This window comes from Paraburkholderia atlantica, from assembly GCF_009362785.1.
In the GTDB taxonomy this organism is placed as follows: Bacteria; Pseudomonadota; Gammaproteobacteria; order Burkholderiales; family Burkholderiaceae; genus Paraburkholderia; species Paraburkholderia atlantica.
In genome coordinates this window covers 170039-196120 of record NZ_WHNQ01000008.1, presented here as the reverse complement: position 1 = coordinate 196120, position 26082 = coordinate 170039, and the positions used below count along the sequence as shown (strand labels likewise).

At 66.9% G+C, this 26082-nt stretch carries 25 protein-coding genes; 13 read left to right on the top strand and 12 right to left on the bottom strand.

The window, feature by feature from the left end:
• Nucleotides 1-12: 12 nt before the first annotated feature.
• Together fae and GCT19_RS14485 are read left to right on the top strand one after the other, a co-directional pair.
• Nucleotides 13-522: a formaldehyde-activating enzyme gene (gene fae / locus GCT19_RS14490; RefSeq protein ID WP_013091068.1), complete on the top strand. Its 510-nt coding sequence runs from the start codon at nucleotides 13-15 to the stop codon at nucleotides 520-522.
• A gap of 137 nt (nucleotides 523-659) precedes the next feature.
• Nucleotides 660-1037 (top strand): hypothetical protein, encoded by a 378-nt coding sequence (locus GCT19_RS14485; protein WP_026229051.1) that lies wholly within the window; start codon nucleotides 660-662, stop codon nucleotides 1035-1037.
• Nucleotides 1038-1084: 47 nt separating this feature from the next.
• Here the strand turns inward: GCT19_RS14485 and GCT19_RS14480 are convergent, their stop codons facing one another.
• A complete protein-coding gene (locus GCT19_RS14480; protein WP_018437338.1) occupies nucleotides 1085-1591 on the bottom strand; it encodes a dihydroneopterin aldolase in 507 nt (168 codons plus the stop codon).
• Nucleotides 1592-1976: 385 nt separating this feature from the next.
• Between GCT19_RS14480 and GCT19_RS14475 the strand changes: the two genes are divergently transcribed.
• From GCT19_RS14475 to GCT19_RS14465, 3 genes are read left to right on the top strand one after another with little or no spacing between them, the layout of a single operon-like run.
• The gene (locus GCT19_RS14475; protein ID WP_018437339.1) at nucleotides 1977-4040 is read left to right on the top strand and encodes a sigma-54-dependent Fis family transcriptional regulator; all 2064 of its coding nucleotides are present in this window, start codon (nucleotides 1977-1979) and stop codon (nucleotides 4038-4040) included.
• On the top strand, nucleotides 4037-4657 hold the full coding sequence (locus GCT19_RS14470) for a flavoprotein (protein ID WP_018437340.1): 621 nt from the start codon (nucleotides 4037-4039) through the stop codon (nucleotides 4655-4657). The genes GCT19_RS14475 and GCT19_RS14470 overlap by 4 nt, the downstream gene beginning before the upstream one ends.
• The gene (locus GCT19_RS14465) at nucleotides 4636-6018 is read left to right on the top strand and encodes a DUF6513 domain-containing protein (RefSeq protein WP_018437341.1); all 1383 of its coding nucleotides are present in this window, start codon (nucleotides 4636-4638) and stop codon (nucleotides 6016-6018) included. The genes GCT19_RS14470 and GCT19_RS14465 overlap by 22 nt, the downstream gene beginning before the upstream one ends.
• Before the next feature lie 13 nt (nucleotides 6019-6031).
• Here the strand turns inward: GCT19_RS14465 and rpe are convergent, their stop codons facing one another.
• The 8 genes from rpe to GCT19_RS14425 form a co-directional block, all read right to left on the bottom strand.
• A complete protein-coding gene (rpe, locus tag GCT19_RS14460; protein ID WP_018437342.1) occupies nucleotides 6032-6739 on the bottom strand; it encodes a ribulose-phosphate 3-epimerase in 708 nt (235 codons plus the stop codon).
• Between the two features lie 22 nt (nucleotides 6740-6761).
• A complete protein-coding gene (gene fba, locus GCT19_RS14455; RefSeq protein ID WP_152852332.1) occupies nucleotides 6762-7799 on the bottom strand; it encodes a class II fructose-bisphosphate aldolase in 1038 nt (345 codons plus the stop codon).
• A 44-nt stretch (nucleotides 7800-7843) separates the two neighbouring features.
• On the bottom strand, nucleotides 7844-9895 hold the full coding sequence (gene tkt / locus GCT19_RS14450) for a transketolase (RefSeq protein ID WP_152852331.1): 2052 nt from the start codon (nucleotides 9893-9895) through the stop codon (nucleotides 7844-7846).
• Between the two features lie 46 nt (nucleotides 9896-9941).
• Nucleotides 9942-10814 carry a phosphoribulokinase gene (locus GCT19_RS14445; protein WP_013091059.1) on the bottom strand — a complete coding sequence of 291 codons (873 nt, stop codon included), beginning with the start codon at nucleotides 10812-10814 and terminating at the stop codon, nucleotides 9942-9944.
• 66 nt (nucleotides 10815-10880) lie between these two features.
• Nucleotides 10881-11984, bottom strand: a complete 1104-nt coding sequence (locus tag GCT19_RS14440; protein ID WP_152852330.1) for a class 1 fructose-bisphosphatase — start codon at nucleotides 11982-11984, stop codon at nucleotides 10881-10883.
• 27 nt (nucleotides 11985-12011) lie between these two features.
• Nucleotides 12012-13007 (bottom strand): CbbX protein, encoded by a 996-nt coding sequence (gene cbbX / locus GCT19_RS14435; RefSeq protein ID WP_152852329.1) that lies wholly within the window; start codon nucleotides 13005-13007, stop codon nucleotides 12012-12014.
• A gap of 62 nt (nucleotides 13008-13069) precedes the next feature.
• Nucleotides 13070-13498, bottom strand: coding sequence for a ribulose bisphosphate carboxylase small subunit (locus tag GCT19_RS14430; RefSeq protein WP_152852328.1), 429 nt, complete (start codon nucleotides 13496-13498; stop codon nucleotides 13070-13072).
• 116 nt (nucleotides 13499-13614) lie between these two features.
• Nucleotides 13615-15114 carry a form I ribulose bisphosphate carboxylase large subunit gene (locus GCT19_RS14425; protein ID WP_018437347.1) on the bottom strand — a complete coding sequence of 500 codons (1500 nt, stop codon included), beginning with the start codon at nucleotides 15112-15114 and terminating at the stop codon, nucleotides 13615-13617.
• 420 nt (nucleotides 15115-15534) lie between these two features.
• On the opposite strand from GCT19_RS14425, the gene pqqA reads away from it, so the two are divergent.
• From pqqA to GCT19_RS14410, 3 genes are all read left to right on the top strand, one after another.
• Nucleotides 15535-15678, top strand: coding sequence for a pyrroloquinoline quinone precursor peptide PqqA (gene pqqA / locus GCT19_RS44805; protein ID WP_018437348.1), 144 nt, complete (start codon nucleotides 15535-15537; stop codon nucleotides 15676-15678).
• Between the two features lie 105 nt (nucleotides 15679-15783).
• Nucleotides 15784-16383, top strand: coding sequence for a DUF447 domain-containing protein (locus GCT19_RS14415; RefSeq protein WP_018437349.1), 600 nt, complete (start codon nucleotides 15784-15786; stop codon nucleotides 16381-16383).
• A 23-nt stretch (nucleotides 16384-16406) separates the two neighbouring features.
• Nucleotides 16407-17150 (top strand): (5-formylfuran-3-yl)methyl phosphate synthase, encoded by a 744-nt coding sequence (locus tag GCT19_RS14410; RefSeq protein WP_152852327.1) that lies wholly within the window; start codon nucleotides 16407-16409, stop codon nucleotides 17148-17150.
• A 7-nt stretch (nucleotides 17151-17157) separates the two neighbouring features.
• Here GCT19_RS14410 and GCT19_RS14405 read toward each other — a convergent pair whose 3' ends face one another.
• From GCT19_RS14405 to GCT19_RS14395, 3 genes are all read right to left on the bottom strand, one after another.
• A complete protein-coding gene (locus GCT19_RS14405) occupies nucleotides 17158-17748 on the bottom strand; it encodes an amino acid kinase family protein (RefSeq protein WP_013091052.1) in 591 nt (196 codons plus the stop codon).
• A 144-nt stretch (nucleotides 17749-17892) separates the two neighbouring features.
• Nucleotides 17893-19002: a hydantoinase/oxoprolinase family protein gene (locus tag GCT19_RS14400; RefSeq protein WP_152852326.1), complete on the bottom strand. Its 1110-nt coding sequence runs from the start codon at nucleotides 19000-19002 to the stop codon at nucleotides 17893-17895.
• Complete coding sequence (locus GCT19_RS14395) at nucleotides 18999-20042, bottom strand: ATP-grasp domain-containing protein (protein WP_152852325.1); 1044 nt, start codon at nucleotides 20040-20042, stop codon at nucleotides 18999-19001. The genes GCT19_RS14400 and GCT19_RS14395 overlap by 4 nt, the downstream gene beginning before the upstream one ends.
• 16 nt (nucleotides 20043-20058) lie before the next feature.
• Between GCT19_RS14395 and GCT19_RS14390 the strand changes: the two genes are divergently transcribed.
• From GCT19_RS14390 to GCT19_RS14370, 5 genes are all read left to right on the top strand, one after another.
• A complete protein-coding gene (locus GCT19_RS14390) occupies nucleotides 20059-20808 on the top strand; it encodes a HisA/HisF-related TIM barrel protein (RefSeq protein WP_152852324.1) in 750 nt (249 codons plus the stop codon).
• Nucleotides 20809-21104: 296 nt separating this feature from the next.
• Nucleotides 21105-22484 carry a molybdopterin-binding domain-containing protein gene (locus tag GCT19_RS14385; protein WP_152852393.1) on the top strand — a complete coding sequence of 460 codons (1380 nt, stop codon included), beginning with the start codon at nucleotides 21105-21107 and terminating at the stop codon, nucleotides 22482-22484.
• Nucleotides 22481-24190, top strand: coding sequence for a formylmethanofuran dehydrogenase subunit A (locus GCT19_RS14380; protein ID WP_152852323.1), 1710 nt, complete (start codon nucleotides 22481-22483; stop codon nucleotides 24188-24190). The genes GCT19_RS14385 and GCT19_RS14380 overlap by 4 nt, the downstream gene beginning before the upstream one ends.
• A gap of 10 nt (nucleotides 24191-24200) precedes the next feature.
• Nucleotides 24201-25172, top strand: coding sequence for a formylmethanofuran--tetrahydromethanopterin N-formyltransferase (gene fhcD, locus GCT19_RS14375; RefSeq protein WP_152852322.1), 972 nt, complete (start codon nucleotides 24201-24203; stop codon nucleotides 25170-25172).
• On the top strand, nucleotides 25169-26005 hold the full coding sequence (locus GCT19_RS14370; protein WP_152852321.1) for a formylmethanofuran dehydrogenase subunit C: 837 nt from the start codon (nucleotides 25169-25171) through the stop codon (nucleotides 26003-26005). Before fhcD ends, GCT19_RS14370 begins: the two co-directional genes overlap by 4 nt.
• Nucleotides 26006-26082: the final 77 nt, after the last annotated feature.

The window sequence follows — 26082 nt, the reverse complement described above, 5'->3', positions numbered from 1 at the left end:
TGGAGGAACAGAATGGCCAAGATCAACCGCGTCATGATCGGGGAGTCGCTAGTCGGCGACGGCAACGAGGTCGCGCATATCGACTTGCTGATCGGACCGCGAGGTTCGGCTGCGGAAACCGCGTTCTGCAACGCCCTCACCAACAACAAGGACGGCTTCACGTCGCTGCTCGCCGTCGTCGCGCCGAATCTCATCACGAAGCCCAATACGATCCTGTTCAACAAGGTGACGATCAAAGGCGCCAAGCAGGCCGTGCAGATGTTCGGCCCGGCGCAGCACGCGGTCGCGCTCGCGGTGGCCGACAGTGTCGAGGACGGCACGATCCCGCAGGAAGAAGCCGACGATCTGTTCCTTTGCGTCGGCGTCTTCATCCACTGGCAGGCGGAGGACGACAAGAAGATCCAGCAGTTCAACTATCAGGCGACGCGCGAGGCCATCAAGCGCGCGGTCAGCGGCGAGCCGACCGCGTCCGAGGTGGTGGCGAAGAAGGGCAGCGTCGCGCATCCGTTCGCGCCGAACTGACGGCGCATGCCAGCGCAGGAGACGCGGCGCTGTCGGCGGCCCCGCCTCCTCGCGCGTCCCGTCGACTCGCGGCCGCAAGGCATGCACCTCGCGCAGCGGTTCGCGAAGCGGGTTCAATGCTCTCGCAGAGGCATTCAATGACTACTAGATGTCGCGCGCTTCTCGCCTTTACCACGCTGATGCTCGCCGCGCCGCTCGCGTGGGCGGGCGGCTATAACTATCCGACCGAGGGCCGCGTCGAATACGTGCTTAGCTGCATGGACGATAACGGCCACGATTTCGCGAACGTCTACAAGTGCTCGTGCGTGATCGACAAGATGGCCGCGTCGTTGCCGTACGACGAATTCGTCGACCAGTCGACCTTCTCGAAGTACGCGACGCTCGGCGGCGAAGGCGGCGCGGAATTCCGCGTCGATCACGCCAAGGCTCAAACCAAAAAATTCCGCGCGCTGCAAACGAGCGCGTATCAGGCGTGTGGCCTCGGTCCGCAGAAAACATCGACCGTGGCGAAATAACTACGGTTTGAGACGGGCCGGCCGTCCGGCCCGCTCGGCTCTCCCCCTCAATTCGGCACCAGCCCCTTGCCCAGCGACGCGTAACTCGCGAGACCCATGGCGGCCGTTGGGCCATCGCCGCGACGCCGCTCGATCTGCACGCCGACGGCCGCGAGGTCGGCGAACTTGGCCGGCTTTGCAAGCGACACGCGCACCCAGTGCGCGCCGAAGTCGGCGATCAGCAGTTGCGCGATCGTCTCGGCAAGCGCCTCCAGCAGCCGCACGCGATGCGACGCGAATAGCTCGAGCAGCGCCTCGCGCACGGCCGCATAGTTGACCGTATCTTCGATCCGGTCCGTCGCGCACGCGCGGATCGCGGGCACGCCGATCGCCAGATTCACGCGCACCGGTTGCGCAACATGCAACTCGCTGCTGTCGATACCGATGACCGTCTGGCCGATGAAGTTCTCGATGAACACGATGTCGAGGCGCTCGGGCAACGCGCCGGCTTGCGAGCCGGGATTGCCGCCGAGGCTGGAAAATGCGGCAAGGCGAACAGTATCGATACGATCCATGATGGTCTCCGCCGCGGCGCGGCCCAAGATTGAACAAGCTTTGATGAAGAGCAAACGGTGCAACAGTTGAGCAGCAGAACTGAGCGACGCGCGGCACACTCTGTTCCGAAGCTGCGACAGGCATGCAATCTGCAAAACGTACAACGCATCGCGCATCGAGAAAAGCAAGTTCCGGGCACGGTGAGGTAAACCCACAGTCACTTTCTGTTGAACCAATCTTGCATCGGGCGTACAGTTTTAAATACCCGCCTCGTAGCAGGGCCGGTCGCGAGGGAGCAGACGGACCAAGAATCCGCCGCACCAAGGGCAGACAGGCTTGATAAAGCGCCATTCGCAGCGTGCAAAGCAGTCACGCTTCCGAAATGACGCAACGGAGACGAATCCCATGTCGTTGCTCGCTGACAGCAGTACGCACGTCCGGGAAGTTCTGAACGTGGTCAACCATCAGTTGACCACGCGCCCGACAAGCGAACCCGTAGCTCAGTCGTGGACGCGCTGCATCAACGAATTCCAGCTGGACCCCGCGCGTTTCGTGCCGCCGCCGGTGCTCACCGAATACGAACTCAGCGCGCGCCGTGAGGCGCTCGGCGATCTGATCGCGTGTTCGAAGCTCGAGATGACGACGCTCTATCAGCAACTGGCCGATCCCGAGCTCGCGGTCGTGCTCGTCGATTCGGGCGGCGTGATCGTGCATCAGGTGTCGTCCGTGCCGTTCGCCGAGGCGGTCGCCGTCGACGGCTTTCGCGTCGGCGCGCTGTGGAGCGAACGCGAAGCCGGCACCAACGGCATGGGCACCTGCCTCGCGGAGCGCGACTGCATCGCCGTCTGTCAGCACGAGCATTTCTATCCGCGCTATACGTCGCTGACCTGCTCGGCCGCGCCGATCTTCGACGACGGCGGCGAAATCGCCGGTGTGCTCGACGTCACGAGCCGCTCGAAGCTGCTGCAGCAGCATTCGCTGGTGCTGGTCGGCATGTCGCGGCAGATGATCGAAAACCGTCTGCTCGATGCGCGCTACCGGCACGCCAACATGATCCATTTCCACAGCCGCCCGGAATTCGTCGGTACGCTGCACGGCGGCAAGCTGGCGGTCGGCGACGACAGCACCGTGCTCGCCGCGAACCGCAGCGCGCTGTTCCAGCTCGGCTTCCGCTCGCTGAGCGAGCTGCGCGGCCGGCGCATCGAGGAAGCGTTCAACGCGTCGCTCGAAGACATGATCGCGCGCAGCATTCGCGGCTCGTTCCATCCGGTCACCGTCTACAGCGCAAATGCGACGAACCGCTTTTTCCTCGTCGCGCAGACGCCGCAGAACGGCACCGGGCGCGTGACGCGCGTGATCGTCACCGACTCCGCGATCCGCAGCAGCACCGCCGAAAAACACGATAAACACGACAAACACGCACCGGTGCCGAAGCTCGACGAAATCGCGCACCTCGAATTCGGCGACCCGCGCATGGCCTCGCAGATCCAGCTGGCCGCGCGCGTGATCCAGCGCAAGATTCCGATCGTGCTGCGCGGCCAGACCGGCACCGGCAAGGAAGTCTTCGCGCAGGCGCTGCACAGCATCAGCCCGCACGCCGACGGTCCATTTGTGCCGGTGAACTGCGCGTCGCTGCCGGAGAACCTGATCGAGAGCGAGCTGTTCGGCTATCGCGCGGGCGCGTTTACCGGCGCGCAGCGCGAAGGACGGCGCGGCAAGATCGTGCAGGCCAACGGCGGCACGCTGTTCCTCGACGAGATCGGCGACATGCCGCTCGTGCTGCAGGCGCGTCTGCTGCGCGTGATCGAGGAACACGAGGTCACGCCGCTCGGCGCCGAGACCACCGTCAAGGTCAATTTCCAGCTGATCAGCGCGAGCCACCGCAATCTGCTCGAACTCGTGCAGAGCGGTCAGTTCCGCGAGGACCTGTACTACCGGCTCAAGGGCGTCGAGCTGAATCTGCCGGCGCTGCGCGAGCGCGTCGACAAACTGCCGCTGATCCATCATCTGCTCGCCAACGAAACCGACGATCCGCCCGAGCTGACGCCGGAAGCCGAACGCGCGTTACTGACCTACGCGTGGCCCGGCAATATCCGTCAGCTGCGTCATGTGTTGCAGATGGCCATCGCGCTGTCCGACGGCGAGCCGATCCGCTGCGAGCATCTGCCGCCCGAGGTCACGCAACGCACGTCGGCGGTCGACCTGCCGACCGCGCTGCGCCTCGCGAACGCGGACATGGACGGGCAGCTCGCCGACGAAGCGGACATTTCTTCGCTGAACGCGATCCAGCTGAACGAGCGCGAAACGGTGTTGTCGCTGCTCGACGAGCATCGCTGGAACGTCAGCAACGTCGCGAAGGCGCTCGGCATCAGCCGCAACACGCTGTACCGCAAGATGCGCCGGCTGCATATCCGGCTGTCGCACGAAGGCTCGCCGCCGGACGGCATGCCGCTCGATCTCGACGCATGACCCAGTCGTCAGCCAACGAGTCAGCGCCCAAGGCCGCCCGCGATCTCGCCGACTTCAAGCCGGATGCGCGCTTCGCGTGGTGCGTGACCGGCTCCGGTCACATGCTCGAAGAGTCGATCGCGCTCGCGCGGCGCTTGCCGCGCGTCGATCTGTTTCTGTCGGCGGCGGCCGAGGAAGTGCTGCCGCTGTACGGCTGGTCGCTCGACAAGCTGCGCGAACAGTTCCGCGTGCTGCGTGACAACAGCGCGAGCGGCGTGCCGGTGGGCATGCTGTATCACGGCGTCTATCACACGGTCGTGATCGCGCCCGCCACCAGCAACACGGTCGCCAAATGCGCGTACGGCATCTCCGATACCTTGCCGACCAACATGTACGCGCAGGCCGGCAAGCAATGCATCCCCGGCATCGTCTTTGCGTGCGACACCGAACCGAGCGTGATCACGCATAGCCCGGACGAATGGGTCGAACTGCGGCCACGGGCGATCGAACTCGACAACGTCGAGCGTCTGGCACGCTTCGAATACACGACGCTCGCGCGCTCGCTCGACGAACTCGAAGCGGCGCTCGCCCATCGCCTCGCGACCCTCGATCTCGCATGGACCACATCCTCTTCCTGACCGGCCGGCTTGCCGAACCGAGCCTGCGGCGGGTGCTCGACGGCATGGCGCCGGCGCCGTTCAGTTGGGAGGTGCGCGAAATCGGCCTGCAGGTCGCCGCGTTGATGACCGCCGACATGATCCAGCGCCGCTTGCCTACGCCGCTCGCCGCGCAGCGCGTGATCGTGCCGGGCCGCTGCCGCGGCGATCTCGACGCGCTGAGCGCGCACTTCGGCGTGCCGTTCGAACGCGGTCCCGAGGAGGTCAAGGATTTGCCGCAGTTTTTCGGCCACAAGGCGAAGCCGTTCGACCTGAGCCGTTACGACACGGAGATTTTCGCGGAGATCGTCGATGCGCCGCGGCTCGACCTCGACGGCATCGCGGCAAGGGCGCGCGAGTATGCGGCCCAGGGCGCGGACGTGATCGACATCGGCTGTCTGCCGGATACGCCGTTTCCGCATCTCGAAGACGCGGTGCGCCGGCTAAAGGCCGAAGGCTATCGCGTCAGCGTCGATTCGATGCGTAACGACGAACTGCTGCGCGGCGGCCGCGCCGGCGCCGACTATCTGATGAGCCTGAACGTCGACACGCTATGGATCGCCGACGAAGTGCCGTCGACGCCGATCCTCGTCGCGCGTGAACCCGCTGACACAGCCTCGCTCGACGTCGCGATCGACGCGCTCTCCGCGCGCGGCCGCGCGTTTTTCGCCGATCCGATTCTCGATCCGATTCCGTTCGGGCTGGCCACGTCGATTGCGCGCTATGTGCGTTTGCGCGAGCGCTATCCCGACATCGCGATCATGATGGGCATCGGCAACGTGACCGAGTTGACCGAGGCCGACACGAGCGGCATCAATGCGGTGCTGCTCGGCATGGCGGCGGAATTGCGCGTTGGCGCGGTGCTGACGACGTCGGTGAGCCTGCACGCGCGGCGCGCGCTGCGCGAAGCCGATGTCGCGCGCCGCGTGATGCATGCCGCACGCGATGCGCAAGTGCTGCCCAAGGGCATCAGCACCGAGCTTGCAACGGTCCATGCGAAAAGGCCGTTTCCGTACAGCGCCGAAGAAATCGACGAATTCGCGCGCGCCGTGCGTGATCCGAATTTCCGCGTGCAGATCAGCGCCGACGGCATTCACGTGTACAACCGCGACGGCCATCGACGCGGCGACGATCCGTTCGCGCTGTACCCACAGCTGAACCTCGAAACCGACGGCGGCCACGCGTTCTATATGGGCGTGCAACTTGCCCGCGCGGAAATCGCGTGGCGGCTCGGCAAGCGCTTCGATCAGGATCAGCCGCTCGACTGGGGCTGCGCGGTCGACCGGCCTGAAGAAGATCTCAGCGTCTGGTGCGGACCCGGCGAGACGATGAAGAAGCGCTGAACCCGCCGCGCCGTCACTGCATGGCGGCCACACCCGCATGTTCGTCGACGGTAGCCAGTTCGCCGCGCATGCCGCGAATCGCCTGCGCGCGATCGCTCGCGCCGAACACGGCCGATCCCGCGACGAACACATCCGCGCCCGCCGTGGCGACACGCGCGATGTTCGACGCCTTCACGCCGCCGTCCACCTCGATCAGCAACGGCCGCCCGGTGCGCTGCATCGTCGTATCGACGCGCTCGCGCAGCAGCCGCAGCTTATCGAGCGTTTCGGTAATGAACGCCTGGCCGCCGAAGCCCGGATTCACCGACATCACCAGCACGACGTCGAGCATCTCCAGCACATGATCGAGGACCGTGAGCGGCGTCGCCGGATTCAGCGCGAGCCCAGCGCGTGCGCCATGCGAGCGGATCAGCTCGATGGTCCGATGCACATGCAGCGTCGCCTCCGGATGAAAACTGATCAGGTTCGCGCCGGCCTCGGCAAACGCCGACACCAGCGGATCGACCGGCGTGGTCATCAGATGCACGTCGAAAGGCAGCGACGTGTACGGCCGGATCGCCGAGCACACGAGTGGCCCTACGGTCAGGTTCGGCACGTAGTGGTTGTCCATCACGTCCAGATGAATCCAGTCCGCGCCGGCCACGGTCACGTCGCGTATCTCGTCGGCGAGCCGGGCAAAATCCGCCGACAGCAGCGACGGAGCAATCAGGAATTCGCGCATTGCGTTCTCCGTACCAGTGGCGTCAGTGATAGCGGCTCGCCATCGTGTCGAGCGGCAACGGCTTGATGCGCGCCGCCTGCCCCGCGCAACCGAACGCCTCGAAACGCTCGATGCAGATCGCGCTAGCCGCGGCGGTGGCGGCCTTCAGGGCCGCGCGCGGATCGAACTCCGAGCGCGCATTGGCGAGCGATTTACGCATCGCGCCGCTCATCGCGAGACGGATGTCGGTGTCGATATTGACCTTGCGCACGCCGTGCGCGATACCGCGGCGGATTTCGTCGACGGGCACGCCGTAGGTGGTCGGAATTTCGCCGCCGTACTCCCGGATCACCGCGAGCCACTCCTGCGGCACCGACGACGAGCCATGCATCACCAGATGCGTGTCGGGAATCCGCGAATGAATGGAGGCGATCCGGTCGATCGCGAGGATGTCACCGGTCGGCTCGCGGCTGAACTTGTACGCGCCGTGCGAAGTACCGATCGCGATCGCGAGCGCATCGACGCCGGTCGCTTCGACGAAGCGCCGCGCTTCGTCCGGGTCGGTCAGCAGGTGCTCGCGCGTCAGCTTGCCCTCCGCGCCGACGCCGTCCTCTTCGCCCGCCGTGCCGGTTTCCAGCGAGCCGAGACAGCCCAGCTCGCCCTCCACCGACACGCCGACCGCATGCGCGGCGTCCACCACGCGCCGGCTCACGTCAACGTTGTAGTCGTACGCGGCGGGCGTTTTCTGGTCGGGCAGCAGCGAGCCGTCCATCATCACCGACGTGAAGCCCGAGCGGATCGCCTGCTGACACACCGCGGGGCTCGCGCCGTGATCCTGATGCAGCACCAGCGGAATGTCCGGGTGCGCTTCTAGCGCGGCGAGCACCAGATGGCGCAGATACGGCTCGCCCGCGTACTTGCGCGCGCCGGCCGACGCCTGCAGGATCACCGGGCTATCGGTGGCCTCGGCCGCGCGCATGATCGCGTGAATCTGCTCCATGTTGTTGACGTTGAACGCGGGCACGCCGTAGTCGTGTTCGGCCGCGTGATCCAGCAGTTGCCGCAGGGTGATAAAGGCCATTGCGTGCTCCTCGATATGAAATGAAATCTTGTCGAGCGGCGTGCTCAACGTGCGCGGTCCGCGACGCGCCGCGCTGCGTCGATCACCGCCTGCGCGTTCAGTCCGAAGTGCTCGAACAATGCGGCGGCCGGGGCCGACTCGCCGAACGTATCGATGCCGACCACGCCGCCGTCGAGTCCGACGTATTGCCGCCAGAACGCGCGCACGCCTGCCTCGATCGCCACACGCGGCACACCCGGCGGCAGCACCGCGTCGCGCCAGGCGCGCGGTTGCCGGTCGAACGCGGTGGTCGATGGCATCGATACGACGCGCGTGGCGATGCCGGCGGCCGCGAGGGGCGCGATCGCGTCGAGCGCGAGCGACACTTCCGAGCCGGTGGCGATCAGAACGACACGCGCCGGTTGCTGTTGCCCTTCTTCATCGGGCCAGTCGCGCAACACGTATCCGCCCCGCGCAATCGCGGCGATCTGCACGGCGGAGCGCGTGACGAAGCGCAGGTTCTGCCGGCTCAGCAACAGACACGACGGTCCCTCACGCTCCACTGCGCTGACCCACGCCTGCGCGGTCTCGACGGTATCGCACGGACGCCACACGTCGAGCCCCGGAATCAGCCGGAGGCTCGCCGCGTGTTCGACCGCCTGATGTGTGGGTCCGTCTTCGCCGAGGCCGATCGAGTCGTGCGTGAACACGAAGATCGAGCGCGTCTTCATTAGTGCGGCCATTCGCAAAGCATTGCGCGCGTAGTCGGAGAAGGTCAGGAACGTGCCGCCGAACGGCAGATAGCCGCGATGTAGCGCGATGCCGTTCATCACCGCGCTCATGCCGAACTCGCGCACGCCGTAGTGCACGTAGTTGCCGCCGCGTAAGCCGTTTTCGTCGCTGCGCACGTCGACCGCGCCCGGCCAGTCCGTCAGGTTCGAACCGGTCAGGTCGGCCGAGCCGCCGAGCAGTTCCGGCAGGCTGCGCGCGAGCGCGCCGATCGCCTTTTGCGAAGCCTTGCGTGTCGCGATCGATTCAGCCGCGCAATCCGCATCGCGCAGCAGCGCGCGAACCGTGTCGTACCAATGCGCGGGCAAGCGGCCCTGCACACGTCGCTCGAATTCGGCGGCCTCCACCGGATAGTGCTGGCGATACGCATCGAAACGCGCGCGCCATTCGGCTTCCGCAGCGGCACCGCGCGCGCTCGCGTCGAAGTTCGCGCGAATCTCGTCGGGAATCTCGAATGGCGGATGCGGCCAGCCGAGCGCGCGGCGTGTGCGTTCCACCTCGTCGGCGCCGAGCGGCGCGCCATGCACGTCGTGCGTGCCAGCCTTCGACGGCGCGCCCTGGCCGATCACCGTGCGGCAGCAGATCAGCGTTGGCCGGCCGGTCGCGCGCGCCGCGTGCAATGCGCGATCGACCGCATCGACGTCGTGGCCGTCCACCTCACGCACCACATGCCAGCCGTAGGCGGCGAAGCGCGCGGGCGTGTCGTCGGCGAACCATTGCGCGACGTGGCCGTCGATCGAGATGCCGTTGTCGTCGTACAGCACCGTCAGCTTGTCGAGCTTCAGCGTGCCCGCGAGCGACGCCGCTTCGTGCGAGATGCCCTCCATCAGGCAGCCGTCGCCGGCGAACACGTAGGTGCGGTGATCGACGATCCGATGCCCGGGCCGGTTGAACTCGCGCGCGAGCAACGCCTCGGCGAGTGCCATACCGACGCCGTTCGCGAGCCCTTGGCCGAGCGGCCCGGTGGTCGTCTCGACGCCGGGTGTGACGCCCACCTCGGGATGCCCCGGCGTTTTGCTGTGCAACTGGCGAAAGCGTTTCAGTTCGTCGATCGGCAGGTCATAGCCGGTCAGATGCAGCAGTCCATACAGCAGCATCGAACCATGTCCGTTCGACAAGACGAACCGGTCGCGGTCGGGCCACGCGGGATTGCGTGGGCTGTGCTTCAGATGCCGGTCCCACAATGCCACCGCGATCTCGGCCATGCCCAGCGGCATGCCGGGGTGTCCCGACTTCGCGGCTTCCACCGCGTCGATCGCGAGCATGCGCAGTGCGTCGGCCATCGGGCGCGTGGCGGGTGCGTCAAGCGGTTGCGCGACTGCACTCATCGAAACTCTCCTTGCGAAATGAACGTCTGCAGGGGCCGCGTACCGCTCAAGCGCGCGAGCGTCGGTCGATCAGTTGCAGGATCATCGGCGTGAAGATCAGCTGCATCGCGAGTCCCATCTTGCCGCCCGGCACGACGATCACGTTCGGGCGCGACATGAACGAGTCGTGCAGCATCGTCAGCAGATACTGGAAGTCGATGCCCTTCGGCCGCGCGAAGCGGATCACCACGAAGCTCTCGTCGGGCTGCGGAATCTCGCGGGCGGTGAACGGATTCGATGTGTCCACGGTCGGCACGCGCTGGAAGTTCACATGCGTGCGCGAGAACTGCGGGCAGATGTAGTTCACGTAGTCGGGCATGCGCCGCAGGATCGTGTCGACCACCGCTTCGTGCGTGTAGCCGCGCATCGTCTGGTCGCGGTGCAGCTTCTGAATCCATTCGAGGTTGATGATCGGCACGACGCCGATCAGCAGATCCGCATGCCGCGCGATGTTGACCTTGTCGGTCACGGCCGCGCCATGCAGACCTTCATAGAACATCAGGTCGGTATTGGCCGCGACGTCCTCCCACGGCGTGAAGGTGCCGCCGTCCTGCTTGTAGAGCAACTCTTCGGCCGCGTCATGCACGTAGTGGCGAAACTGCCCGCTGCCGTTTTCGCCGTAACGCGTGAACAGCGTTTCGAGTTCTTCGAGCAGATTCGCTTCCGGTCCGAAGTGGCTGAAATTCGGCACACCGTCGCGCTCGCGCTCCTGCATCGCCGCGCGCATGCCGTTGCGGTCGTAGCGATGGAACGCATCGCCTTCGACGATCTGCGCATTGATGTGCTCGCGTCTGAAGATATGCATGAAGCTCTTCATGACGGTGGTGGTGCCCGCGCCGCTCGAGCCGGTCACCGCGATGATCGGATGTTTGACTGACATGCGTTTGTCTCCGGATGACTGTATTTCTGGTGCCGTGCGCTGTACGCACCTGCGCTCGGTCGCCGATCACGCCGTGAAATCCGGCAGGAACAGCGAGCGCGTGCCGAACAGCGGGGACGAGAACGGCTTGTCCTCGCCGCGGTCGTATTCGCCGTGATAGCGCGCAATGCGCTCGACCTCGTTCTTCGAGCCGAGAATCACCGGCACGCGGCCATGCAGCGCGCGCGGCGCGACGTCGAGAATGCGTTCGCGTCCGGTGATCGCGAGGCCGCCCGCCTGCTCGACCAGAAAGCTCATCGGGTTCGCTTCGTAGAGCAGGCGCAGCCGCCCTTCCATCGCCGGCGTTTTCGAGTCGCGCGGATACATGAACACGCCGCCGCGCATCAGGATGCGATGCACTTCCGCGACCATCGACGCGATCCAGCGCATGTTGAAGTCGCGCGCGCGGCAGCCGCTGCGGCCGTCCTTGCATTCCTGCACGTAGCGGCGCACGGGCGGCTCCCAGAAGCGCTCGTTCGATGCGTTGATCGCGAACTCGGCGGTTTCTTCCGGAATCCGGATGTTCGAATGCGTGAGCACGAAGTTGCCGATGTCGCGCTCCAGCGTGAAGCCATGCGTGCCGTTGCCGACCGACAGCACCAGCATCGTCGACGGTCCGTACACGGCGTAGCCGGCCGCGACCTGTTCGCAGCCCGGCCGCAGGAACGCGGCTTCGCTGCTGGCATCCTCCGCCGGGTCGCGGGTGCGCAGCACCGAGAAGATCGAGCCGACCACGCCGTTGATGTCGATATTCGACGAGCCGTCGAGCGGATCGAACGCCAGCAGATACTCGCCACGCGGATACTCGGGCGGAATCGGGTACACGTGCTCCATTTCCTCGGACACCATCGCCGCCAGCAAACCGTCCCACTCGCATTGCTGCACGAAGATGTCGTTGGTCGAGACGTCGAGCTTCTTCTGCTCCTCGCCGTGCGTGTTCAGCGTTTGCGCGGAACCGTAGTTGCCGCCCAGCGCGCCCTTGGTCAGCATCGCGGAGATCGATTTGATGGCGGCCGCCACGTCGATCAGGAGCGCGGAGAGTCCCGCCGTGTCCCGCGTGTTGTCCGTACACGGCGGGCGATCGAGCGTGTCGATCAGGAACTTCGAAAGTGTCGTGCGTCCGTCCTGCATGGCGTTCTCCTTCGATGGTGTCGTGATTCAGCCCGGCGGCGGCGTGACGGCGCGCGCGGTGGAAGGCGGTGGCGAGGACGGCTGCATGGGCTCGTCGAATACGCGGCTCGCGCGCACGTCGGCGGCGTCGATCAGCGTCAGCGTGGCGGCGTCGATCGGCTCGCCGCCTTGCAACGCGCTCGCGAACAGGCGGTTCGCCTGACGCAGCCGCGCGCGGTCGAGCGCATTGCGCACCGAGCGCGCGTTGGCAAAATTCGGTTGACGGATGCGGCGTGCCAGATAGTCGGCGAACGCGCGGCGCGACGCGGCATCGAAGCGGTAATGCATGGTGTCGAGCATCCGCTCGGCGATTTCGAGCAGTTCGGTTTCCTCGTAATCGGGAAAGGTAATGTGATGCGCGATGCGCGAGCGGAAACCCGGATTGCTCTCGAAAAACACTTCCATCCGCGACGCGTAGCCGGCCAGAATCACGACCAGGTCGCTGCGCTGGTTCTCCATCGTCTGCAGCAGGATTTCGATCGCTTCCTGCCCGTAGTCGCGCTCGTTCTCCGGGCGATACAGGTAATACGCTTCGTCGATGAACAGCACGCCGCCCATCGCGCGCTTCAGCACATCGCGCGTTTTCGGCGCGGTGTGACCGATGTACTGGCCGACCAGATCGTCGCGCGTGACCGACACCAGATGATTGCGGCGGATGTAGCCGAGCCGGTGCAGCACCTCGGCCATGCGCAGCGCGACCGTCGTCTTGCCGGTGCCGGGATTGCCGGAGAAGCACATGTGCAAGGTCGGCGCGCCGCCCGCGAGACCCAGCGACGCCCGCGCGCGTTCGACCAGCAGATGCGCGGCGACCTCGCGAATACGCGTCTTCACGGGTGCGAGCCCGACCAGATCGCGATCGAGTTCGCCGAGCACGTCGCCGATGCCCGAGTCGCGGTACAGCGCCGCGAGGTCGATGTGGGGCGTGGCGTCGTCGCTGTGCGCGGTGGACGCGGGCAGTGCGTCCACGATGGCGGCGTCAGTCATTGCTCCTCCTTTGCTGCGGGTTGTCGTGCGCCTGGCTTGCACCCTCACGCGCGCTCAGCGGCTCAGCCCGTCGCGCCATAACGCTCGCCCGCTGGCCGATCGCACGCATAGCCCGCCATGCTGTAGCGCTGCGTGCGCCCCTGCGCGTCCTGGCGCAGCAGCCGGAAGCCCGGCTCCACGTCCGGCCGGTTGACGATGAACGACAGGCGCATCGTCTCGAAGGTGCGCACCGAATCGAATGCGTTGACCTTGATGTAGTGCTGCGGCCGCGCCTCGCGACAGGCCCGGACCTCTTGCAAGACGCCTGCCGCGTCGTGCAGGTCGAACATTGGCAGGCCCCACATTTCCCAGTACGTGTTGCGCGGATGCGGGTTGTCGGTGAATTCGACCGAACAGGCCCAGCCCTGGCGCAGCGCATAGTCGATTTGCAGGCCGATTTCTTCGTCGGTCAGCTCGGGCAGAAAAGAGAACGTTCCTTGAGTAATACGCATGACGAACCTCGTTGATGAATGTCGCGTTCAGAACGGCGTCAACGGTGCCCCGCGCGGTGCCGTTGCACCGCGTTGCGGATGCGCTCGTGAAGCGCTCGCGGGTAAAGTCGGCTCTCTTAAGCCGCAGTCGGCGTGGCGGCGAAATCGGGCGTATCGGTCGACGCGTAGTTGAAGGTCACGTCGCGCCACGTATCGAGCGCCTGCTTGAGCGGCGTGCACCAGCGCGCGGCGGCTTCGAGCACGTCGGGCCCTTCCCGCAGAATGTCGCGGCCCTCGTTGCGCGCCTTGACCATTGCTTCGAGCGCGACGCGGTTCGCGGTCGCGCCGGCCTGGATGCCGGCCGGATGGCCGATCGTGCCGCCGCCGAACTGCAGGATCGCGTCGTCGCCGAACAGGTCGAGCAGTTGATGCATTTGCCCCGCGTGAATCCCGCCCGAGGCGACCGGCATCACCTTGCGCAAGCCGGCCCACGGTTGATCGAAGAAGAGGCCGCGCGACAGATCGACCGCGTTGTGCGCGTCGCGGCACACGTTGTAGTAGCCCTGCACCGACAGCGGATCGCCTTCGAGCTTGCCGACCGCGGTGCCCGCATGCGCATGATCGACGCCCGCCATGCGCAGCCATTTGGCGATCACGCGAAACGAGATGCCGTGGTTGCGTTGCCGCGTGTAGGTGCCATGCCCCGCGCGATGCAGGTGCAGGATCATGTCGTGCTTGCGGGCCCAGCGCGACATCGACTGGATCGCGGTCCAGCCGATCACCAGATCGATCATCACGATGCACGAGCCGAGCTCCTTCGCGAATTCGGCGCGTTCGTACATGTCCTCCATCGTGCCGGCCGTCACGTTCATGTAGTGGCCTTTGACCTCGCCGGTCTCCGCCTGCGCGCGGCTCACCGCTTCCATCGCGAACAGGAAACGGTCGCGCCAATGCATGAAGGCCTGCGAGTTGATGTTCTCGTCGTCTTTCAGGAAATCGAGGCCGCCGCGCAGGCCCTCATAGACCACCCGTCCATAGTTCTTGCCCGACAGGCCGAGCTTCGGCTTGACCGTGGCGCCGAGCAACGGCCGCCCATACTTGTCGAGCCGTTCGCGCTCGACGACGATGCCGGTCGGCGGTCCCTGAAACGTCTTCAGATACGCGACTGGAATGCGCATGTCTTCGAGCCGCAACGCCTTCAGCGGCTTGAAGCCGAACACGTTGCCGATGATCGACGCGGTCAGGTTCGCGACCGAGCCCTCTTCGAACAGATCGAGTTCGTACGCGATGTACGCGAAGTACTGCGGCTCGTCGGCGCGCGACACCGGCACCGGCTCGACGCGATACGCCTTCGCGCGATACATGTCGCAGGCGGTCAGCCGGTCGGTCCACACCACCGTCCACGTCGCGGTCGACGATTCGCCAGCCACCGCGGCCGCGGCTTCCTCGGGTTCGACACCGGGCTGCGGCGTGATGCGAAAGAGCGCGATCACGTCGGTCTCTTTCGGTTCGTAGTCCGGTTGCCAGTAACCCATCTCGCGGTATTTCATCACGCCTGCCGCGTACCGCTCGCGCGGATTGTGCGGATCGCGCGCTTGATGTTCGGGCTGGATCGGCGGTTGACTGAAATCGTTCATGACGTGTCCTCGAAAGTGGCAAGCGCACTGCCGGAAGAACGAAGCGCTTGAGTTGCACTGTAGGCACGGACACGCCCAAGGGGAATTCACGATTTTATTTGGCAGACTTAATGGATCGATTATCGCTATCACATCGTTAGTTTCTTTTTCACGCCATGAAACGGCAATCGGAGCAGAATTGGCTAGTGTGCGACCCGGGCACGGCGTGACAGCGCAATCGGATTAGCGAATCGCGATGGAACACTTTGCTTCGTTTTCGCCACACCGCGCGGACGCTTGCGTCTGGCAACCCGCGCGCGCGCCATGGCGTGGCGCAATTCGCTGAGCGCTGTATTAGCCCTCGAATGCACGCCCGCCTGGCCGGCCGGTACACGCACGGGCATGGAGATTGCGTGATGCCGGCTGCCGCCGACATCGGGCATGAAATTTCGCCGTGCCGGCGGCGTAACGCAGTTCCAACCGCAGTTTCAACCGAAGGAGGAAGCACGTATGCAATGGACGACTCCGAGCTACACCGACGTACGCCTCGGTTTTGAAATCGTGATGTATGTCGCTACGCGTTAAGCCCGCAACCGGGCCGCACGCCGCGGCCCCTTTGCGGTTCCCGTGTGTGTTTGACCTCTGCTGACGGCCGGCCTTCCAGCGCTGTCGGGACAAACGTTCCCAACCATGATCCACGAAACGATCGTCACCACGGCAGCGTGCGATGGCCGTCCTCATATCGCGCCGATGGGCGCGCGCTACGAGGGTGAGCGCATCATCCTTTCGCCTTTCCGGCCGTCGGTCACGCTCGACAATATCGTCGCGACGCGCTCTGCCGTGCTGAATTTCACCACCGACGTACGCATCTTCGCGGGCTGCGTCACGCACTGCGCGACCGATTGGCCGACCGTGGCCGCAAGCCGTGTCGCGAGCGTGCGTCTGACCGAATCGCTGGCCCACGCCGAGCTCGAACTCGACGAACTGCGCGACGACAAAGAGCGCCCGGTGCTGGTGATGAAATGCGTGCACCGCGAAAACCACGCGCCGTTCGCGGGCTTCAATCGCGCGCAGTCGGCGGTCGTGGAAGGCGCGATTCTGGTAAGCCGGCTCTTCATGCTGCCGGCCGACAAGGTCGATCGCGAAATGGCCTATCTGCAGATCGCGATCGACAAAACCGCCGGCGACAACGAGCGCACCGCCTGGGGCTGGCTCGTCGCCGCGGTCGCGCGATACCGCGCGAATCTGGAAGAGACGGCCAATCACGCCGCCACGTCCGCCCATCACTAAACCCGTTTGCCGGGAGAACCCTGATGACCGCATTGCTTGCGAGCGTCCGCTCGGATGAGGAAGCATTCGACGCCGCACGCGCCGGCGCCGAGCTGATCGACCTGAAAGAACCTGACGACGGCGCGCTCGGCGGCCTGTCGATCGGCGCCATTACGAGCATCGCGCGACAGCTGCGCGCCCGCTATCCGGTCAAGCCGATCAGCGCAGCGATCGGCGACGTGCCGGCCGACGCGTTCGACGAGATCGCCGCGCGCGTGATCGACGTCAGCGACGCCGGCGTCGACTACGTGAAGGTCGGGGTCGCGCGCGGACCGGCCGCGCGCCGCTGCATCGAGCAGCTCGCGAATCTGCCGGCCACCGTCGTGCCGGTGCTGCTGTGCGACGGCGGCATGGACGACGAACTGGTCAGCCACACCGCGGCGCTCGGCTTTGCCGGCCTGATGTTCGATACCGCGAGCAAGGACGGCGGCACGCTGTTCGATCACGTCGATGTCGACTCGCTCGCGCGCTGGTTGCGGCTCGCGCGTCAACGCGGCGCGATGGTGGGCATCGCCGGTGCGCTCGGCTGGGCGCAGTTGCCGCAGATCCGTGCGCTGGCGCCCGACGTGGCCGGTTTTCGCACCGCGCTGTGCGCCGACGGGCGCCGCTCGCGGCTCGACCCCGAGCGCGTCGCGCAATGGGCGAGCGCGTTGCATCGGCCGACTGGGGAAATACGCGTCGATGGCGGCGCGCCGCTGCCGGGTTCGACGGGCGCGACGCGTCTATAGCCGCCGCTCACATCACTGGAATATTCAGCAAACGGTCGCGCATCAGCGCGACGTTGCTCTTGTCGAGCAGTTCGACCACATAGTTCGCATCCGTCACGTAGTCGACGAACTTGCGGTCGACTACGCCCGACGCGGCCAGGGTTTCGAGCGGATCGTCGGCGGCGATCGGACAGGATTTGACGACGATCAGCCGCTCCGCGTTGAGCATCGTCGATAGCCAGGCGGCGAGGCTGTCGGAGGTCGTGTCCCAGTTGCTCATCGTGTCGGGCGTGTCGCGCATCAGCGCGGTCGGCACCCACACGGCGACGTGGCCGTCGCGCAACGTGCGCCGGATTTTCGCCTCGCTCGACGCGATCACCAGTTCGGGCGACACGCCCTGCATCAGCAGCGCGTATTGCGTCATCGCGAGCAGACACATGTTGTGCGCGGCCAGATCGTCGAAGTTCCACTCGCCCTGGTACTGGCGCACCTTGTCCGCGAAATCGCCGCCGCCGGGCACGATCACCACGCGTCCGCCGCCGACTTCGCATAGCTCGCTGAGCCAGTGGCGCAGTGCCGGGTCGTGACTGAGACTGCCTCCGATCTTGACCACCCACATGACTGTTGTCCTCGCGTCCAGTTGAGTGCCCGGCCGAGTCGCGTCGTTTCGCAGCCTCGTTCATCACCGAACTTGTCCCGCTCGCCCAATCGTCCCCACTGTCCTTCTTTGCGCTACTCGTGCGCCGGCGCCGCGCCGGTCAGCTCATGCCGCGCGCGCGGCCACGCCACGCGCGCTTCGCCGCTGCGCTCGCGGTTCGCGCGCCGCGAGCAGCGCGACCGCCACGCTCGGCGCGCAGGTCGCCGCCCACGCCGCGCTAGCCTCGGGCACGCCCGCCAATGCGCCGAAGTCGATATAGCCGCGCGCTTCGTCGCGCGCCAATGCGGCGACGAGGAAGCGGCCGCAACCCGCGCCCACCAGCGGCGCGGCCGCGAGCGCCGGCTGCGCGGCAATCACGCGCATCAGGTTTGCGCCGATTTCGCGCACTTGCAGCGCGCGCCAGCGCCGCGCAAAGTGCAGCCATTCGAGGTCCGACGCGTCGTGCGCGTCGTGCCCGATCATGCGTGCGAGCCGCGCGCGACTCGCCGCCTGCGTCTTCGGCCCCTGGTCGGCGCTCGGCTGTACGTCGTGCAGCGGGTCCAGTTCGCCCGTCAGCCGGTAGACGTCGGCGGTGGTCGCGAACCATTCGTTCATCACGTTCCGCATCGCGCCGCCGAATTCGATCCGATGCGCGACGCCGCACAACGGCGTGCGCACGACGCCGTGATACACGAGTTCGCCGCTCGCGAGCCGGCCCGCATCGGTCGCGGCACGCGCGACGACGCGGCCGTCGACGATCGGAATGATGTCGGTGGTGGTGCTGCCGATGTCGATCAGCAGCGCGTTCGGCATGCGGGTAGCGACCCAGCTCGCGGTCGCGAGCCAGTTGGCCGACGCGACGTGGCGCCAGCCGGCCGAGCAGTCGCCGGCGGCGAGCCAGCCGGCGTCGCCGGCGTAAAAGCGCAGTGACGAACCGAGCCGCTGCGCGAGCGCGGCCACGATCGCGCGCACGCCTTCGGCGCGGTCCGCGAACAGGTCGACCATCTCGCCGGTCATCGTCACCGCATGCTGCGCGACGTCCGTGCGCGCCTGCGGCCAGCGCTCGAAAACGAGGTCGATCGTGCGGTGCAGATGGTCGATGCCCTGCCACAGCGGACACGGCCATTGCACGACGTCGAGCACGGCGTCGCTGCCGTCGACGAGCGACACCTTCACGTGCGCGCCGCCGACGTCCCAGCCGAACCGCACCGCCGGCTTCGCGCGGGCGGGGCTCAAGGGCGCACCTCGGATGTGAGCGGATTGGCGCGCGCCGCGCCGCAGCGCTCGAGTCGCACGCCATGCGCGGCCAGCAGCGCGCGTGTCAGGCCGCTGCCGCGCACCGCCGACAGCCCCGCATAGGCGACCGTCAAACGCGGATTCACCTCGATCACGACCGGCCCTCGCTGTGGGTGCCATACGACATCGATGCCGACGAAGCCGCGCAAACCCGGGATGGCCCGCGCGACGCGATGCGCGAGCGTGTCCAGCGCGCGGCCCATGTCGCTGTGCTGGTCGATCTGATCGACCAGCACGCCGTCGAACTCGACGATCCGCGCAACCTCGCCCGACGCGTCGCCGCCGCTCAGCCCGATCTGCTGACGGTTGATGCTGAGCAGCTTGGTCGCGTCGCCGCGGCAGATCAGCGACAGGCTCAACGGCTCGCCGTCGACCCACGCCTGCAGCACCGGATTGCGTCCGGCCGCCGCGCGCGCGTCGTAGTCGGCGCAAGCATCTGCGAAGCGCGCGTAGACGATCGTGTCGAGGCCGCCCGCGCCGTCGTCCGGTTTGACGACCCAGCGGCCGTCGTGCTGCGCGGCCGGGTCGCCGGGTTCGAGCGCGGGCGTCGTCGCAATGCCATGCGCGGCAAGACACGCCGCGGTCGCGCTCTTGCTCGACGCGACGCGGATCGCTTCCTTCGCGCAGCCGAGCCACCGGGCAGTGCCGACCGCATCGTGAAAGCGCAGCAGCAGGCCGTCGCATTCCGGTGCGACCACCCACGCGTAGTCATGCTCTCGCGCCGCGCGCGCGACGAACGCCGTCATCGATTCGCCGGGCGCGGCCATACAATGAGCGTCGCCCGCCGCTGGTGTTTCGAAGCGCGAGGTCGCGAACCTGACCTGCACGCCGTCCAGTTCACGCAAAGCGGCGACCAGCGCGTCGCGCATCACGCGTCCTTCGACGATCAGCGCGCTCAAATCGGCGAGACTGCCCGCGCCGGCGAACTCGGGGTCGATGCCGCCGCCGGTGAGATACTCATAAACAAAGATCTTGGTCAAAGGAAAGCGCCCCTCTATGCAGGTAATACCTGTTCTCGATCTGCTCGACGGCCAGGTCGTCCGCGCGGTGCGCGGCGAGCGGAGCGCCTATCGGCCCATCCAGTCCCGCCTCGTCGCGACGAGCGACCCACTTGCTACCGCCCGCGCGCTACTCGAAGCCAGCGGCGCGCGCACGCTCTATATCGCCGATCTCGGCGCCATCCTGCAGCGCGGCGCGCATGCTTCGACGCTCGCCGCGTTGCGCGCCGCGCTGCCCGGCATCGAACTGTGGCTCGACGCGGGCTTCGCGGACTACGCATCGATGCGCGCGCTGTTCGAGCGCATCGACGCTGCTGTCGATCAACTCGACCGCCCTGCTGCCAATTCAAACCTGGCGACCCTCGTGCCGGTCTTCGGCTCGGAGACGCTTCGCGAAATCCATGCCCTGCACGCGGCGCAGCGCGCCGGCCTCGCGCCGATCCTGTCGCTCGATCATCGCGCCGGCGAACTGCTCACCGCGACCGCGCTCGATCGCTCGTCGGCATGGTGGCCGTCGCGCGTGATCGCGATGACGCTCGACCAGGTCGGCAGCTACGCCGGCCCCGATCTCGCGACGTTCGAGCGCCTGCACGCGCAAGCCGCCGCGCATACCACGCTGATCGGCGCGGGCGGCATCCGCAATCGCGCCGATCTGGCCGCTGCGGCCGGCACCGGCGCCAGCGCCTGGTTGGTGGCGTCCGCGCTGCACGATCGGCAGATCGACTGCGCGCCTTCCGATTCAGCGTAGGCCTTCCATACAATTTCCATGCCACGCGTTCTGACAGCGCTGTCTGTAAACGCAACACAAGCCGGACAGTTTGCGTGTGACACTCTGCTCCAGAACGGCACACATTTTGTATGGCGCAGCGGGTCTCTGAACCCACGCGCCGACGCACGGTCGGGCACGCTTGTCGCCAGCGCGTCGCGCATGTCGATCCGCCGAATGCAAAGCTGTACGACCGTAAGCGCGGGGTGCTTCCGTGGGACGCTTGCTCGCCGAAGCGTCGTCGAAAGATCGGCATGGAGCTTGCTAAAACCTGGCCCATGCATAGCTCCGCCATCGATCCATCGACCCCAAGCTCGAGCGCAACGCGCGCCGCGGCGCTCACACGCGACTGGATCTGTCCGTTCTGTCCATTGCTGTGCGACGACCTGGTCGCCGCTTCCCACGACGACGGCACGCTCGAAGTACCGGACACCGAATGCTCGCGGCTCGCTCACGCGCTCGCGCAGTACGGCGCGGCGGATGCGCAATGCGGATGCGTGGTCGACGGCAGCGAAGCGGACCACGATGCCGCGCTGACCAGCGCCGCACAGTGGCTCGCGAACGCGCGCCGTCCGCTGTTCGGCGGCCTCGCGACCGACGTCGCCGGCACCCGCGCGCTGTATCCGCTCGCCGCCGCCTGCGGCGCGATCCTCGATCATCTGCACGGCGATGCGCTGACACCCGCGACGCTCGCGTTGCAGGATCGCGGCGCGTTCTTCACGACGCTCTCCGAAGTGCGCGCGCGCGCCGACCTGCTGGTGTTCTTCGGCTTTCAGCCGTCGCGGCGCTACCCGCGCTTCTACACGCGCGCGTTGGGCGGCACCGAACTCGCGCGCGAGCTGGTCTTCGTCGGCTGCGACGCGGACCCGGCGGCGGCCGGCTTGCCGCAAACGCGCATCGACTCGCTGCTGCGCGACGCCGATCCCTATGACACGCTCGCGCTGTGGTCGGCGCTCGCGGAAGGACGCGACGCGGCCGCGCTAAGTCACGGCGCTGGCAGTCAGGCCAACGTGGCAACCGCCCTCGCGTCGCTGCAAGCACGCATCGCCAGCGCGCGCTACACGGTGGTCATCTACGAACCGGCCGCGTTGCCCGCGCCGCACGCGGCGCTGCTGATCGAAGTGCTGAACCGGATCGTCAAAGCCGTGAATCGCACGACGCGCGCGGCATGTCTCGCGCTCGGCGGCGACGACGGCGCTTTGACGGTCAATCAGACCGTCACGTGGCTGTCCGGCTTGCCGCTGCGCACGCGCGTGTCGATGCCGGCGCGCGTCACCGGCGCCGCGCCGCTCGATCACGATCCGTATCGCTATCGGACGGCGCGGCTGCTCGCCGAACGCGAAGTCGATGTGCTGCTGTGGATCGCAAGCTTCGCGCCGCACGCATGGCCCGCGTCGCTCGATCCCGCGCTTCCGCTGATCGTGCTCGGTCATCCTGCGCTCGCTGATGCCGCCAAGGCACGCGGTGCCAACACCGTGTTCGTGCCGGTCGCGACACCGGGCATCGACAGCGGCGGGCATCTGTTTCGCGTCGACGGTACGGCCGTGATGCCGCTTGCCGCCGCGCGTGGTGCTGCGCTGGAGACGGTGGCGTCGCTTGCCGCGCAGTTGAACGAACGACTGAGTGAACGATTGAATCCGCGCGAGGATCAGCCATGACTCTCGTCCGGCTCAAAGGCGGCACGCTGTTCGACCCGATCAACAAAGTCAACGGCGAGCGCCGCGACCTGACGTTCCGCGACGGCCGCATCGTCGACGTGCCGGCCACCACACCCGTCGATCGCGAATACGACGCGACCGGCATGATCGTGATGGCGGGCGGCATCGATCTGCATTCGCATATCGGCGGCGGCAAGACCAATCTGTCGCGCCTGCTGCTGCCCGAGGACCATCGCGCCGATGCGCCGGGCGCCGTCGCGCCGCGCGAGGCCGCCTACGAAGCCGCGCGCGACGACAACGGCCGCTATCTGCGTCTGCCTTCGTGCGGCGTCTGCACGCCGGGCACGCTCGCGACCGGCTACCGCTACGCGGAAATGGGCTACACGGCCGCGTTCGAACCGGCGATGATGCCGTCGAACGCGCGCCACACGCACCTCGAAATGGGCGACACGCCGATCATCGATCACGGCGCGTACGTGATGCTCGGCAACGACGAACTGTTCCTGCAAATGCTCGCCGCACGCGATGACTTCGAGCGACTGCGCGACTACGTCGGCTGGACCATCACCGCGAGCAAGGCGCTCGGCGTCAAGGTGGTGAACCCTGGCGGCATCTCGGCGTTCAAGTTCAACCAGCGCTCGCTCGACGTCGACGAACCGCACGCGCACTACGGCATCACGCCACGCGACGTGCTGCGCACGCTGACGCGCGCGCTGACCGAGCTGCGCGTGCCGCATCCGCTACACGTGCATACGAGCAACCTCGGCGTGCCCGGCAACCTCGCATCGACGATCGCGACGATGGACGCCGCCGACGGCCTGCCGATCCATCTGACGCATATCCAGTTTCACAGCTACGGTACCGAGGGCTCGCGCAAGTTTTCGTCGGGCGCGCGGCAGATCGCCGAGGCCGTGAACGCGCGGCCGAACGTGTCGATCGACGTCGGTCAGATCATCTTCGGACAGACCGTCACGGCCTCCGGTGACACGATGATGCAGTTCCGCAACGCGCCGCTCGCGCGGCCGCACAAGTGGGTGGTCGGCGATATCGAGTGCGACGCGGGTTGCGGCGTCCTGCCGTTCCGCTATCGCGAACAGAGCTACGTGAACGCGCTGCAATGGATCATCGGCCTCGAAATCTTCCTGCTCGTCGACGACCCGTGGCGCGTCGCGATGACCACCGATCATCCGAACGGCGGACCGTTCACCAGCTATCCGCATCTGATCCGCCTGCTGATGGACAAAACGTTTCGCGATGAGCAGCTTGCGAAGCTGCATCCGGAAGCGCAGGTCGCCAGCGCGCTGCCGGAACTCAAGCGCGAATTTTCGCTTTACGAGATCGCGATCATCACGCGCGCCGGTCCGGCGCGGCTGCTCGGTCTGCGCGATCGCGGCCATCTCGGCGCGGGCGCGGCGGCGGACATCGCCGTCTATCGCGACGAGCCGGACCGCGAGCGGATGTTCACGTCACCCGCCTATGTGTTCAAGGACGGCGAACTGGTCGCGCGCGACGGCACGCTGGTCGCGACGCCGACAGGCGGCATTCATTTCGTCGCGCCGGAGTTCGATCGCGGTATCGAGAAAACGCTGCGCGCGTATAGCGACGCGAATCTCGCGAGCAACTTCGCGCACGCCGCGATCAGCGATGACGAAGCCTGCCGCTGCTGCCGCGGCGGGCGGCTGTTGCCCGTCGAATGTCTAACCTGACGCGGCCACGATGAACGCTCCCGCCCCGCTCGAAATCAACGGCACCGCGATCGACGCGACCTTCGCCGAAGCGTTCCCGATGAAAGCGACCCGGCTCGTGATCACCGCGCACACGCCGATGTGGGCGATGCACGCGGCAAACTCGCTGTCGGGCTTCGCGACCTCGGTGATCGGCTGCGGCTGCGAGGCGGGCGTCGAACGGACGCTCGCGCCCGAGGCAACGCCCGACGGCCGGCCCGGCGTCGCGGTGCTGCTGTTCGCGGTGTCGACGAAGGAACTGGCGAAGCAGATCGGGCGGCGCGTCGGACAGTGCGTGCTCACCTGTCCGAGCACGGCCGTCTACAGCGGCATCGATCCGGCCACGAGCCGCGCGCCGCTGTCGGACCCGGCGCCGCTCGGCAGCGGGCTGCGCTTTTTCGGCGACGGCTGGCAGATCGCGAAGATGATCGACACAGGAAACGGCCCCACGCGTTACTGGCGCGTGCCGGTGATGGACGGCGAGTTCGTCTGCGAAGACACGGCGGCGACGGTCAAGGCCGTCGGCGGCGGCAACCTGCTGCTGCTCGCGCGCGACCAGGGCGCCGCGCTCGCCGCCGCGGAAGCCGCGGTCGCCGCGATGCGCCGGCTACCGAACGTGATCATGCCGTTTCCCGGCGGCATCGTGCGGTCGGGCTCGAAGATCGGCTCGAAATACGCGGGCGCAACCGCATCGACCAACGACGCGTTCTGTCCGAGCCTGATCGGCCTCGCATCGCGCACCGAGTTGAGCGCGGACGTTGGCTGCGTGCTGGAGATCGTCATCGACGGTCTGACCGACGCCGACGTCGGCGCGGCGATGACGGCCGGTATCGGCGCGGCGACCGGACTCGGGCGCGCGGCCGGCGTGCTGCGCATTTCGGCGGGCAACTACGGCGGCAAGCTCGGACCGTACCACTTTCATCTGCACGAACTGGCCGCGGGACTCAACGGGGGACGCGCATGAGCACGACCACGTTGCGCGCGAAGACACCGCCTGGCTTTCGCGTCGATGCGGCCGCGCTGTCGCCGGCGGCGCTGGCCAGCATGAGCGTGGCCGAGATCGAGCGCATCGTGCTGCCGGCCGGCAACGAGCGCTGCGTGGTCGGCGACGTTTTCGAGGTATCGCGCGACGACGCGCCTGCGTCCGGCGACGACATGGCCACGCTGCTGATCGACGGCGCCGCGCGGTGGCTGGACCGGCTCGGCGCGCAGATGGACGGCGGACGGCTCGTCGCGCGCGGCGCGGTCGGCGACTACAGCGGCTTCAGGATGAGCGGCGGCTTGCTTGAAATCGACGGCGACGCGGGGCACTTCACAGGTTGCGAAATGCGCGGCGGACGCGTGACGGTGCGCGGCGACAGCGGCGACTTCGCCGCCGGCGCACTGACGGGCGACATGGAAGGCATGAGCGGCGGCACGCTGACGATTCACGGCAACGCGGGCGCGCGGCTGGCCGACCGGATGCGCCGCGGCCTCGTGCTGGTCGGCGGCAACGCGGGCGACTTCGCGGCGTCGCGGCTGGTGGCGGGGACCGTCGGCGTGGCGGGGCAACTGGGCGCACACTATGCCTATGCGATGAGGCGCGGCACGCTGCTGCTCGCGCAACGACCCGAGGGTTTGCCACCGCCGACGTTCACCGGCGGCGGACACGGTTTCGACGTATTCTGGTCATTGCTCATACGCAGCCTCGCGGCCGAAATCGCGCCGTTTTCGCAGTGGCGCGCGGACCGTCTGCCGGTTCGTTTTACGGGCGACCTCGCGGTCGACGGCCGCGGCGAAATACTCATCGCCGGCTGAGGCAGCGCTATGTCAGCCAGGACTGAAACGGTGCTCGGCAAAAAAGAAACGTCCCGCCACGATGTTGCATGGAGACA